General features: G+C 51.0%; 10 protein-coding genes. 6 read left to right on the top strand and 4 right to left on the bottom strand.

The features are described from left to right. Positions 1 to 35: 35 nt before the first annotated feature. On the top strand, positions 36 to 1,313 hold the full coding sequence (locus tag HUN04_09110; GenBank protein WDP89860.1) for a glutamyl-tRNA reductase: 1,278 nt from the start codon (positions 36 to 38) through the stop codon (positions 1,311 to 1,313). Between the two features lie 48 nt (positions 1,314 to 1,361). Here the strand turns inward: HUN04_09110 and HUN04_09105 are convergent, their stop codons facing one another. The 3 genes from HUN04_09105 to HUN04_09095 form a co-directional block, all read right to left on the bottom strand. After that, positions 1,362 to 2,261, bottom strand: coding sequence for an alpha/beta fold hydrolase (locus tag HUN04_09105; GenBank protein WDP89859.1), 900 nt, complete (start codon positions 2,259 to 2,261; stop codon positions 1,362 to 1,364). 449 nt (positions 2,262 to 2,710) lie between these two features. Continuing rightward, positions 2,711 to 3,133: a GNAT family N-acetyltransferase gene (locus HUN04_09100; protein ID WDP89858.1), complete on the bottom strand. Its 423-nt coding sequence runs from the start codon at positions 3,131 to 3,133 to the stop codon at positions 2,711 to 2,713. 4 nt (positions 3,134 to 3,137) lie between these two features. Continuing rightward, positions 3,138 to 6,002: a PAS domain S-box protein gene (locus HUN04_09095; protein ID WDP89857.1), complete on the bottom strand. Its 2,865-nt coding sequence runs from the start codon at positions 6,000 to 6,002 to the stop codon at positions 3,138 to 3,140. Between the two features lie 411 nt (positions 6,003 to 6,413). Between HUN04_09095 and dksA the strand changes: the two genes are divergently transcribed. Genes dksA through HUN04_09080 form a run of 3 tightly spaced genes read left to right on the top strand, consistent with a single transcriptional unit; the run spans position 6,414 to position 9,402 of the window. Then, positions 6,414 to 6,776 (top strand): RNA polymerase-binding protein DksA, encoded by a 363-nt coding sequence (gene dksA / locus HUN04_09090; GenBank protein ID WDP89856.1) that lies wholly within the window; start codon positions 6,414 to 6,416, stop codon positions 6,774 to 6,776. 27 nt (positions 6,777 to 6,803) lie between these two features. Next, entirely contained in the window at positions 6,804 to 8,363 is a 1,560-nt protein-coding gene (gene rnc, locus HUN04_09085) for a ribonuclease III (GenBank protein WDP89855.1), read from the top strand. 13 nt (positions 8,364 to 8,376) lie between these two features. Next, complete coding sequence (locus HUN04_09080; GenBank protein ID WDP89854.1) at positions 8,377 to 9,402, top strand: radical SAM protein; 1,026 nt, start codon at positions 8,377 to 8,379, stop codon at positions 9,400 to 9,402. 11 nt (positions 9,403 to 9,413) lie between these two features. Here HUN04_09080 and HUN04_09075 read toward each other — a convergent pair whose 3' ends face one another. Beyond that, positions 9,414 to 11,819: a PBP1A family penicillin-binding protein gene (locus HUN04_09075; GenBank protein WDP89853.1), complete on the bottom strand. Its 2,406-nt coding sequence runs from the start codon at positions 11,817 to 11,819 to the stop codon at positions 9,414 to 9,416. A gap of 245 nt (positions 11,820 to 12,064) precedes the next feature. Between HUN04_09075 and hisI the strand changes: the two genes are divergently transcribed. Next, positions 12,065 to 12,439: a phosphoribosyl-AMP cyclohydrolase gene (hisI, locus tag HUN04_09070; GenBank protein WDP89852.1), complete on the top strand. Its 375-nt coding sequence runs from the start codon at positions 12,065 to 12,067 to the stop codon at positions 12,437 to 12,439. A gap of 13 nt (positions 12,440 to 12,452) precedes the next feature. Beyond that, positions 12,453 to 13,328, top strand: a complete 876-nt coding sequence (locus tag HUN04_09065; protein ID WDP89851.1) for an ATP phosphoribosyltransferase — start codon at positions 12,453 to 12,455, stop codon at positions 13,326 to 13,328. Position 13,329 lies beyond the last annotated feature (1 nt).

Below are 13,329 nucleotides of genomic sequence, written 5' to 3'. Positions count from 1 at the left end.
TACAGCAGCAAAACAGCGAAACAGCGAAGCGAAATATGTCAAAAATTATACTGATTGGTGCCAACCATAAAACCGCGCCGGTGGCGCTGAGGGAAAAACTCTCCTTTTCCGGGGATGAAACCCTGGCCGCCCTTGAGCATTTTAAACAGGATGACCGGATTAAAGAGGCCTTGGTGTTTTCCACCTGCAACCGCATGGAAATCCTTTATATCCCGGAAACCGGTGATCAGATCGATGCCGTGATCCAGTTTATTTCCGATCACAAACAGCTGCCCGTATCCGAGTTCCGGTCCTCTCTGTATGTCCATGAAGGGGATGCGGCCATCCGGCACATGTTCTGTGTGGCGGCCAGCCTGGATTCCATGATGGTGGGAGAACCCCAGATTCTGGGACAGGTAAAGCAGGCCTATAAAACCGCGGTTAAGGTCGGGGCCTCGGGGGTGCTGCTCAACCGGATGATGCACAAGGCCTTTTCCGTGGCCAAACGGGTGAGAAAGGAGACCGGCATCGGAGATAATGCCGTTTCCATTTCCTATGCCGCCATTGAGCTTGCCAACAAGATATTTTCGGATCTGTCCACCAAGAGTGTGATGCTGCTGGGGGCCGGGGAAATGGCGGAACTGGCCGTAGAGCACCTCATGAACCACAATGTTAAAAATATTGTGGTGGCCAACCGGACCTTTGAAAATGCATTGTCTCTGGCCCGGAAATTCAACGGCAGTGCGGTCCAGTTTGAAGAGCGGGAGGCGGCACTGGCTGACGTGGATATCATTATCAGTTCCACCGGTGCCACAGAATATGTGCTGACCCGGGACCAGGTGAAACGGGCCATGAAGGCACGGAACCACAACACCATCTTTTTTATTGATATTGCCGTGCCCAGGGATATTGATCCCGGGATCAACAAGGTCTCCAACGCCTATGTCTATGATATCGACGACCTGAAAAATATTGTGGAGACCAATATCCAGCAGCGGGAACAGGAGACGGTAAAGGCCGGCCGATTTGTGGAGGAAGCCCTGGTCTCCTTCAGAAAATGGATGGGCAGCCTGTCCATCGTGCCCACCATCAAGGCCATTAACGACAAGATGACCGCCATCGTGGACATGGAGTTCGAAAAAACCCTTTCCCGCCTGAACCACCTGGCCCCTGAAGATGTGGATGCCATCCGCCGGATGACCCGGGCCATTGCCTCCCGCGCCATCCATGATCCCGTTTTGTTCCTGCGCAATACCGGTGACCACCGGGACGATTCCCTATACCTCAACGTTGCCCGGCAATTATTCAACCTGGATTTGCCTGACCCAAAATAAAAGGGGGGGGGAGTATATCCTTCTCCTTTGCATTTGTTTCGTTTTATCCTAAGGTTGAAATTGATTGAGCCATTCTGCAATGGCATTCATGGCGGCTTCATCAAATGTCGTGTCGATCCAGGCATATTCTTCGGGTAATCCTGTTTTTGCCGGTTGGAACAGATGGTTCAGCCCCTGGAATACCATTACCTTGGATGCCCCATGTCCCAGCACTGCTTTCATGGCGGGCACATTCTCTTGAGCTGAAACCTGCAGGTCCTTGCTGCAGAAAAGCGCGAGTACGGGGCCTTTAAAATTTTGAAGCCCGGGCATGGGGTCGTGGCGGCACCCGAACATCAGCCAGGCGGGCGGAGCTTGGCCGAGGAAGGTTAGTAGGTCTTTTTTCTGAAGCTTGAGACCTTTGCTGTACCTGTCAAAGGCAGCAAGTACCTTCCGGCGGGCGGTTGCCGGATCTGGCGCGGATTTGAAGATATGGACAAATTCATTGATCCATGCCTGATCTTGTTCAATCCAGGCGTTTTCTTTTTTTTGGGCCCTGGCGATATCATGGTGCTGCCGGATCAGGGGCTCCCCAAGATCCCGCGCGGGTGCAGCAAGCAAGATGAGAAAAGCCGCATCGTTTATTTCTGCTGCCATCGGAGCGATATAGCCGCCGCTGGAATGCCCGGCAAAGCCAATCCGGTTCGGATCGATATCCTTGTTTTTTTGCAACCATTCCCGGGCGGCTGCCGCGTCGGCGGCAAATGCTCTGAACGTTGCAGAGGTATACGCCCCGCTGCTTTTTCCAATTCCCCGTTTGTCATATCTTAATACGGCCCAACCGTGTCGGGTCAGATAGTCCGCCAGAACCAGAAGCGGCTTGTGTCCTGCTATGGTCTCATCCCGGTCATGGGGGCCGGAGCCCGCAATAAGGATAACGGCCGGGAAAGGCCCCCCGTGATTTGGCATTGTCAGCTCCCCGGCCAGGGAAATTGTTTTATCTTCCCCGGGAAAACGGACTTCCTTTATGATATAGGGGCGGTTCTTTGGGATTTGTGGCCGGGGAAGAAAACTGAGAAACAGTGAGTTTCCCCAAGGGGTGAAAAGAAGGAGGGTTCCGAAAACGATCAGAATAAATAAAATTAAACCGCAAAATTTTAAAGAGGTCATGGCTGGCTTTTTTAAAGGGGAATTAAGGGTTATAATCCGGAATGGCTATTTCTCTGCAACTTATGCATAAAATCTATATCACGGGGGCGCTTTCTGTTATGCAGTTTTTTTGTGGGGTTTTGTTACAAAAGGTAATTCATAACCAGCCATGGTGAAGTGGGCGGGGAATAAGGGGGGGTAAATAAAGCTTAAAAACGATACGAATGTCTAAATATACGCCCATGCCGGGGAACAAACACAACAGGTGTTCATATTTTCAATGAGAATAAAAAAGAATCCTTTGTTTTCTCGACGGTAAACCCCATGTGTTTGTGCCAGTTCATGGACGCTGTATTGATAATTGCGGTGCTGGATGTTACCCGGGTTTTTCCGTGGCTGCGGGCAATATCGAAAAACCGCTCGCATAAAAGCCGGCCAATTCCCCTGTTGCGGTGGGCCGGGTGAACGCCCATCCAGTTTATAAATCCTTCGTTCTCATGGGTTTGACTCAAATAGCCTAGAAGAAAAGCCACAAGGGCCCCCTCTTCATTTTCCGCAAGGAAACTTGTGTTTGTAAAGTGGATGAAAAGGCCTTTATAGACCTTGTTCCGCAGGTCACGTCCGCCCCACCAGTTTACCATTACACCGAGAACTCTGTCATAGTCAGACACATTGGGATGTCGAATATTCATATCTTCATTGTTTTTTTTGTTCATCCAGAACGGTTCTTACCATTTGAGCCATTTCCAATTTAGCCACCGGTTTCATTAAAAATCCTTTAATCCCAATATGCTTGGCTGTTTTTTCATTCATTCTTTCGCTGAATCCGGTGCAGATGATGACCGGGATGTCCTTGCGTATTGAAATCATTTCCCTGGCCAGTTGGTCTCCGGTCAGATTCGGCATGGTCATATCGGTGACAACCAGGTCAAAGGCATCAGGGGCCGCTTTGAACGTATTGAGTGCATCGGTACTGCTTTCTCTTGCCGTGACCCTGTAGCCGAGCCGTTGAAGTATCTGTTTTTCAAGCCGGGCAACGGGGGCCTCGTCATCGACCAATAGAATCCTTTCATTGCCAGTTTTTAACTGTTTTTCCGGCTCAGCGGCTTTTTGTTCATGGCTGGTTTCAATTATTGGAATGTGGACAGTAAATTTTGTCCCGGTGCCAAGGGTGCTGCGGACTTCAATATCTCCCCGGCATTCTTTGATAATGCCGTAAACGACGGCAAGACCCAGGCCGGTGCCTTTGTTTTTCTTTTTGGTTGTGAAGTAAGGGTCAAAAATTTTATCCATTGCTTCAGGGGCGATTCCGCATCCCGTGTCGGAAACGGAAAACAAGGCATAGCGTCCTGGTATAAGCGATTTGTTTCCTTGATTTTCTTCGGGCAGTTCGGTTTCCCTTAGCGTGACAGATAATTGTCCCCCTGATTTTTCAACGGCATGATAGGCATTGGTGATCAGGTTCATTGCAATTTGATGGATCTGCACAGGGTCTGCCATGACCTGTCCGCAATCCTGCTGGATGTCACTGATGATGTCGATGTCTGAGGGAATCGTTGACCGGCTGAGTTTGATTACCTCTTTTAATATCTGCTGGATCTGGACCGGTATCAATTTATGGGCGGACCGGCGGCTGAATGCCAGGATCTGCTTGACCAGTTCACTGCCCCTTTTTCCTGCTGTAAATATCTCTTGAATATTGTCATATTCCATGCTGTCCTGGGGAAAATCTTCCAGCATCATTTCAGAAAGCCCGATGATCGGGCACAATATATTGTTAAAATCATGTGCAACACCGCCGGCCAAATTGCCTATGGATTCCATCTTCTGGGTCTGCCGGAGCTGGGCTTCAATTTTCTTGTATTCAGTGATATCTTCCGAAATGCCCAATAAATATTCCGGATCTCCGCAGTCGTCCAGTATGGGGATTTTTTTCGTGTGAAGCCGCCGCTCCCCTTTGGCTTTTGTTTGTATGGGTTCATCGGGGATATCCACCAACTGCCGTGAGGCCAATACTTCCCTGTCTTTTCGGGTAAAAAAGTCCGCCTCGTTTTTGGGAAAAAAGTCATAATCATTTTTTCCAATCAGTTTATCCCTGGAGAGCCCGAGCAACTCTTCGCCGGCCTTGTTAAACCTTATAAATCGAAGCTCCTCGGCATCTTTTACAAACAGCATATTGGGAATATTCTCCACGATGGTGTCAAGAAACCGCTCGCTCCGTTTTGTCTGCTCTTCTGCCCGTTTGCCGACAACCGTTTCCCATGCATGGTCCGCAAGCTGTTGAAGTGTTTCAACATCATGGATATGGTAGTCAGACGGCTTGTTGCCAACGCCAAGAATCGCCATCACCTTTCCCCCCCGAATGACGGGTACGACAAGTTCGCGCACTACCGGGGCATGGCCTTCGGGCAGTCCTTTTTTGTGCTGCAGGCTTTCATAGTCGTTATGGATGATAGGGCCGCCGACGTTTAAACAGTCTGCCCAGACGCCGGCCTGGGATTTGGGATAATGTTGTCCCCCGCCTTCGGCCTTACAAATTTTTTCAAGGGTGTTTGTCGACCAGGCCTGCAGAGACAGCGTCACCTGGTCATTCTCGACAAAATGGAAAAAACCGATTTTGCTTTCAGTCAGAATTTCCGCCTCATCTAAAAATTTCTGCAGCAATTCTTTGATGGAATGATCTGCAGCATATTCTATAAGCCGAAATTGAGATTCCTGCAGTTTGTTTTTAATACTTCGTTCGGTGATGTCCCGGCAGAGGGATAAAATTCTGACCCCATCATCTGAATGGACTAGTTTGGCGTTAATCTCAACAGGAAGCCGTCTGCCGGTTTTATCCATGTAGTCGATCTGCAGGCTCTTTACGCCCCCTTTTTTGCAGCATTTTTTGACCTCCTGTTCATTTTTTTTCCTGTCATGGGGGGCCGTCCACTCAACCACGCTTCTGCCTAAAATTTCTTTAACAAAATTATGCCCGGAAAGGCGTGCATATTCCTGGTTTGCGTCAATTACCCTCCCGGCTTTGTCGAGAATTAAATAGCCGGTATTGGTTGTTTCAATCAAGGCACGGTATTTTTTCTCTGATGCAATTAAAGCCGCGGTGTGTTGTTTCCTCTCGGTAATATCTTGGCCTATGGCGTGGAAGAGAAAGGCTTTTCCCTGGTTGTCGAACACTGCCCTGTTGGTCCACTGCTGCCATCGTATGTTGCCGTCGGGCGCATGGGCCCGATGCTCATGTATCTGAACCGGAGACTGAGGGGTTAAATTCGAGATGCTTTTCATCACTTTCCCCCTTTCTTCTTTGGGGATAAATGACAAAAAGTTGGTACCGATTAATTCATCCGGTTTTTTGTCAAAATAGTCGCAGTAAGCCTTGTTTGCGAATGTTATGTCACCGCCTTGAACATAGCTGCAGATCAATACGGGCAAGTTCTGAATAATCGAAAGATACTGCTGTTTACTTTTCGTCAGCGCAGATTTGGTTTGGAGGTATTTTAATTTAACGCCTTCCAGTTTTCGAACACGCTTTTCCAGCTCATGGTAGGTCGGCCTATCCGTCATGATGCTTCCCCTTAACTTTTGTATTCAGTTTTAGATTGTGAATACTGGCTGTATTTATAAACAGTCAAAGATCATGAGTGACTATAGGGAACAATGGACACGGGCAGTGTTTCGCCCAAGACAATTTAAAACCATGGTATCATGAATTATTCCCTTTGTCTTTTATTTTTGGCGGGTGGCCCGCAAATGGCAGCAATGAACCGTCACTGCAGTCAATGAGTATTAAATGAGGCGGGCGGTGGGGGGGCTTTTCGTTAAATGCTTGTGTCCAGTGAAAACGAATATATTTGCCTTTCTCGGGCAAATGATTAAAAGCCGTTTTTCATATTTTCTTTACTTTATTTGAATTTCGGGTATAATAATTGTTTCTGATGTGGTTGCAGTTGTATACTTTAAGTCAAGGACAACGCCATGAAAAAAGAAGAACTCGAATATTTTAAAAACCTGTTGACGGACCGGCTCAATGAACTGCTTTCCCATGCGGACAGCACGGTGACCGGGATGACCAAGCCCAAGGAAAATTTCGCCGATCCTACAGACCGGGCCTCCCACGAAGCGGAGAGAAGTTTTGAACTTCGTATCCGGGACCGGGAGCATAAATTGATTAAAAAAATTAAAAAAGCCCTGGTACGGATTGAAAACGGGAGCTTCGGCTATTGCGAGAAATGTGAAGAGGATATTTCCATTGAGCGCCTCAAGGCCAGACCCGTGACCACCCAATGCATTGAGTGCAAAACCCGGGAAGAAGATATGGAGAAGGCCCTGGGCATCTAAGCGGTGTTCATGGCGGTAGTTTGATTTTTGATTGACCTTCACGTACATTCGACTGCGTCGGACGGTTCCTGCTCGCCCTTGGAGATCCTCGAGCTGGCGCATAAAAAAGGAGTCAGGGCCCTTGCCCTGACCGACCATGATTCCCTTGGGGGAATCAAAGAGATTCAGGCAAAGGGTCATTCCCTTCCCCTGGAGGTTATCACCGGGGTCGAAATATCCTGCGACCCGCCTCCGGAATTCAAATATTTGGGCAGTATCCATATGCTGGGATACGGGTTCTCCCTTTTCGACAGGCCGCTTAACCAGGTGCTGACCCGGGCAGTCCAGGCCCGGGAGGAACGAAATCCCAAAATTATCGAAAAACTTAATCAGCTTGGCTTTGACATTTCCATGGCAGAGGTGGAAGCCCGGTTCGGTGCCCGCCAGACCGGTCGTCCCCATATTGCAGAACTGATGGTCGAGAAGGGATATGCCAAGAATTTCAGGGCGGTTTTTGATCTGTATATGGGCAAGGACAAGCCAGCCTATGTGGAAAAATACAAAATCTCCTGCAAGGATGCCGTTCAGTTAATCCTGGATGCCGGCGGCGTACCGGTACTGGCCCACCCGGGGCTATTGGAATTTAAGGATGATAAAGGGCTGGCACTCTTTATTGATTCGCTTGTTGAAGACGGGCTCCAGGGACTTGAAGTGTACTATACAGACCACGATGCCAAACAGCAGAAGGCGCTGGCCGCCCTGGCCGGCAAAAGAAATCTTGTGGCCACGGGCGGCTCGGATTTCCACGGCAGTTTCAACAAGGGGGTTGACCTGGGTGTGGGGAAAGGAAACCTCAAGGTGGGGATGGGCGTGTTTAAGGCCCTCACCGAACGCCTGGCAGACCTGAGGTCCCGCCCCCGTCTGGATCTGTTGGAAAAAAACCTGGACTACCGGTTCAAGGACCGCTCCCTCTTATCCAATGCCCTTTGCCACCGTTCTTATCTCAATGAAAACCAGAGCAGCTGCCAGACCGATAATGAGCGCCTGGAATTTTTGGGAGATGCCGTTGTGGGACTATGTGTGGGACAGATGCTCATGGAGGGCGACCCCTCAAAGCAGGAGGGGGAATTGTCCAAACTCCGGTCCAACCTGGTCAGCGAACCGGGCCTGGCCCGTATGGCCCGGAAGATTGACCTGGGACGGCATATTAAGCTGGGCAAAGGCGAATTCCTTTCCGGCGGCCCGGATAAAAATTCCATTCTTTCCGATGCCTTTGAGGCGGTGGTGGCTGCCGTATACCTGGACGGGGGATTTGATACGGCCAGGGAGATTCTCAAAAGACTGTTCGATAAGCCGGTAAACCAGATCCTGGTTTCCTCCAGAACCGTGGATTATAAAAGCTGCATCCAGGAATATGCCCAGGAACATTACGGGACCACGCCGGATTATCATGTGACCCGGGAAATGGGACCGGACCATGATAAAACCTTTGAAATCAGCCTGACCCTGGACAGCATTGAGGCCAAAGGACAGGGCAAAACAAAAAAGGCGGCGGAACAGGATGCCGCACGGAATGCCCTGACCGTTCTGGCACCGGAATCCTTATAGGCGGTGACCCATCATGTCCGCCCCTCTGGTGATTCCTTATTTCATTCCCCACCAGGGATGCCCCCATCAATGTGTATTCTGTAACCAATCCATTATCACCGGCCGAAGGGGCCGGATTGATCTTGATGAAATTGAGACCCTGATCCAGGAATACCTTTCCTTCAAAGGACAGCGCCGACGGGTGGAATTTGCCTTTTTCGGGGGTAATTTTTTAGGCCTTCCCCGGGAAAGGCAGATTGATCTGCTTGACCGTGTCAAGCCCTGGGTGGACCGGGGGGCGATCCAATCCATCCGCTGCTCCACCAGGCCGGACACCGTCAGCCGGGAGACCCTGGATCTGGTGCAGCCCTACGGCCTTGACCTGGTGGAACTTGGCGTGCAGTCCATGGATAACCGGGTGCTGGAGCAGGCAGAACGGGGACATACCCGGGAGGATACCCTGGCGGCGGTCAGGGTGCTCAGGGAAAGAAAGATGAAGATCGGGGTTCAGGTAATGGTCGGCCTGCCCGGGGATACCAGGGCATCGGTCCTTGAAACGGCCGGGGTTCTGGCGGGACTGAAGCCGGACCTTGCCCGGATTTATCCTCTGCTGGTCCTGGCCGGGTCAAAGCTGGCCAGATGGTATGCCAGTGGGGCGTATCTCCCCCTCTCCCTTGAGCAGGCCGTGGTTCAGGTTAAGGCGATGCTGGAAATTTTTAACGGGGCAGGGGTCCCCGTAATCCGCATGGGGCTCCAGGCCGGGGAGATGATGGAAGATCCCGGACAGATGCTGGCCGGTCCCTGGCATCCGGCCTTCGGCCACCTGGTCCACTCGGCCCTGATGCTTGACCGGGCCTGTAACGCCGTTGACACCCTGATCCGGGAAGGGCGGGGTGCCGGGTCAATCCAACTGAGGGTTCATCCCAAATCCCTGTCCAGGCTCCAGGGAAATAAAAAAGGCAATTTTGAGAAACTGGCAGCCCGGTATCCCGGGCTTGTGCTGGGGTTTTCGACGGATGCCTCCCTGGCCCCGGATGAGATTACGGCTGCCTTCGCCTGAGGCCTCTGTCTTTAAATCCCTTCCTTGAACAGATCCTCGGACCCTGTCACTTCATCGCTGCGAGGGGTGTATTCCGTGGGGACGGTGCCTTCCTTAAAGCATTCGAAAATGGTTTTTTCGCTCTCTTCAATGGGGAGCAGGCCGGTCTTTGCATCTATTTTTGCGAATACAATACCCTCGGGGACGTTAAAGGTTCTTGCGGGTTTGCCTTCAAGGGCCTGCTGCATATAATCCAGCCATATGGGGCTGGCCGCTCTGGAGCCTGTCTCGCCTCTGCCCAGTGGGGATTCCTGGTCCAGGCCCACCCAGACGCCGGTGGTGTATCTGGGGGTATAGCCCATGAACCATGCGTCGTATAGGTTGTTTGTGGTGCCGGTCTTGCCCGCAACCGGGCGCTTGAGGGCCTTTACCCTTCGGCCGGTCCCGTCTTTGACCGCGCTTTCCAGGATACTGGTCATGATATAAGCGGTGCTCATATCAATGACTTTTTTTCGGACCAGTTTAGAGGATTCAAGCAGGTTGTTGTCCCTGTCGTATATCTTGGTGATAAACACAGGCTCGATGAGGTAGCCCAGATTGGAAAATACCGAATAAGCATTGGTGAGTTCCAGAAGAGAGACCCCGGATGACCCAAGGGAGATGGAAAGATCCCGGTTGATTTCCGAGGTGATTCCAAGTTTTCGGACATAGTCGATAACATAGTCGATACCGATATCCTGGAGGATCTTGATGGTAACAATATTTCTGGACTTGGCCAGGGCTTCCCGGAAAAGGGTGGGGCCGTAGAATTTTTCCTTGTAGTTGTGGGGCTTCCACACAAAGTCCCGCTCGGTATCCTCGAAGACGACAGGGGAATCGATAATGACCGATGCAGCCGTATACCCTTTGTCCAGGGCGGCGGCATAAAGCAGCGGCTTGAAGGCGGAACCCGGTTGGCGCCGGGACTGGTAGGCCCGGTTGAACTGGGAGTTCCGGTAATCCCTGCCCCCGATCATGGTTTTGACATGGCCGGTTTCCGCCTCTATGCTCAGCAGGGCGGCCTGGGCCACGGGCTCCTGGTGGAGGGCGAACTCATATGCGTTGTCCTCCATGATTTCGTTGAGCACCTTGACATAGATCACATCGCCTGGTTTGAGTACCTGGGAGGGGCTTTTTACCTTGGTCTGGTAATAGGCCACCTGGGGGTTGGGCTTCCTGGCCCAGGTCATGGTGGCCAGTCGGATCAGCCCGTAGGACTCTCCCACCCGGACCTGGGTGACCTTGTTTTCGTCGTCCACTTTCAGGACCACGCCCTGGTAAATGCCGTCTTTCTGTGGCAGGCTGCCCTTGAGTTCTTCACTGATTTTCCTGCAGAATCCTTCGATTTGCAGCGCCGTGATATTTTTTATGGGGCCCCGGTATCCGGTCCGTTTGTCCAGATCGGAGAGTCCTTTTTTTACAGCGGACCGGGCCATTTTCTGCAGTTCGATATTGACGGCGGTGTGGATGTTCAAGCCCTGGTTGTAGAGCATTTCAGCACCGTATTTTTTTTCGACGTAGCGCCTGACATGCTCGGTGTAGCAGGGGACCCGTTCGATGAACCAGTTTTTCCTGGGCTTGATGTCCAGCTTGGTATTGATGGCATCGGTAACATCCAGGTTGGAGATCATTCCTTCTTCCTTCATCCGGTTCAGGGTATAGATCTGCCGTTGTTTGGCCCGGTCCGGATACCTGAAGGGACTGTACTTGCTTGGGGCCTGGGGAAGGCCTGCCAGCATGGCGCATTCGGCCAGGGTAAGGTCTTTGGCGTGTTTGCCGAAATAGTTTTCAGCGGCCGCCTCTACCCCGTAGGCACCGTGGCCCAGGTAGATCTGGTTCAGGTAAAGGTAAAGGATTTCATCCTTGGTGAATTTCTTTTCAATCCGATAGGCGAGAATCGCTTCTTTTAGTTTGCGTTTGTAGGTCCGTTCCGGGGTGAGCAGAAAGGACTTTGTCACCTGCTGGGTAATGGTGGAGCCGCCCTGGACAATGCCTCCGGCCTTTAGGTTTTTGATGAAGGCCCGGACAATGGACTGGATATCAATGCCGGGGTGCTCCCGGAATCTGGAATCCTCTGCGGCAACAAAGGCGTTGGTCAGATTTTTGGGCATCTCGTCCAGGGGAATGACAATGCGCCGTTCCTTGTAGAACTCGCCGATTTTTCTGCCGTCATCCGAGTAGACATTGGTAACCGTGGACGGCCGGTAGTCTTTTAGGGTGTTGATTTTAGGCAGGTCCTGGCTCAGGTAGAAAAACAGTCCGGCAATGCCGGCGCAGCCGGCCAGGGCGGCAATGAATGAAAGAATAAAAACCCATTTAAATAGGGTTCGAAACAGGCTTCTCTCTTTTTTCTTTCCACGTTTCTTCAGAATTTCAGCGCGGCTCTTTTGGGTTGTCATAAGGTCCCGAAAATTTATATGTTTTGGTAAAAAAAATACCTGCTTTTACCAGATTCCCCTTGAGATGGCAATATATTGGGGATGAAATCCAACGGGAGATTAACAAAAAACATACAGTATTTTTATTTTTATTTCATATATACTTTATATATAAATTGACTTTTATATGCCAAACTATTAAATATAAAGGTTTTAATACTCTTTGTTTGGTTTGAATCGATACAATTAAAGGACGATGAAACAACATGGCAGAACTTGATTTTGAAAAAACCGGCGGGCTGATCCCGGCAATTGCCCAGGATGCTGAGACCGGCGAGGTCCTGATGATGGCCTATATGAACCGGGAAGCCTGGGAAGAGACCCTGGCCTCGGGCGTGGCCGTTTATTACAGCCGCTCCAGAAGCAAATTATGGAAAAAAGGAGAGACCTCAGGCCATGTTCAGCATGTGAAGGAAATCCGGGTGGACTGCGACCGCGACACCGTACTCCTGAAGGTTGAACAGGTGGGCGGGGCTGCCTGCCATAAGGGGTACAAGAGCTGTTTTTACAGGGTTGTTGAGGGAAATGAATTCAAAATTGTTGAAGAACGGGTCTTTGATCCGGAAAAAGTATATAAATAAAGGTAAATAACCAATGGAAAAGATTTTAAAACTCGGCATCCCCAAGGGGAGCCTTCAGAATGCAACCATCAACCTGTTTAAAAAATCCGGCTGGAAAATCAACGTGGAAGGCCGCAGCTATTTCCCGGATATTGACGATGACACCATTGAATGCGCCCTTTGCCGGGCCCAGGAAATGTCCATCAACGTGGAATCCGGCATCATTGACGCCGGGCTCACCGGCCTGGACTGGATTGCGGAACACGAATCCGATGTCCATGTGGTCAGCGACCTGGTCTATTCCAAGGTGTCCGCCCGCCCGGCCCGGTGGATCATTGCCGTGGCCAGCGACTCCCCCATCAAGACCCTGGAAGACCTGGAAGGCAAGACCATCTCCACGGAACTGGTAAAGTTTACCAAGCGGTTTTTCAAGGAGCGGGGCATTAACGTCAATGTGAAATTTTCCTGGGGGGCCACCGAGGCAAAGATCGTTTCCGGCCTGGCCGATGCCATCGTTGAGATTACGGAAACCGAAAGCACCATCCGGGCCCACAACCTGAGGGTGATCCACGAGGTGATGGAGACCAACACCCAGCTCATCGCCAATAAAAAGGCCTGGGAGGATCCGGCAAAAAGGGAAAAGATCGAACAGATCGCCATGCTGCTCAAGGCGGCCCTTGTGGCGGACAAGCTGGTGGGCATAAAGATGAACGTCCATGAATCCAACCTGCAGGCGGTTGTGGATCTGCTGCCCAGCCTCAAGGGCCCGACGGTGGCCTCCCTCTACCAGTCCGACTGGTTTGCCATTGAAACCATTATTGAAACCAGTGTGGTCAGGGATCTCATCCCCAAACTGCTTAAGGCCGGGGCTGAAGGTATTATTGAATACTCGTTGAATAAGGTGATTTAAG

The organism is Desulfobacter sp. (assembly GCA_028768525.1).
In the GTDB taxonomy this organism is placed as follows: Bacteria; Desulfobacterota; Desulfobacteria; order Desulfobacterales; family Desulfobacteraceae; genus Desulfobacter.
This window is presented reverse-complemented; position numbering and strand designations above follow the sequence as displayed.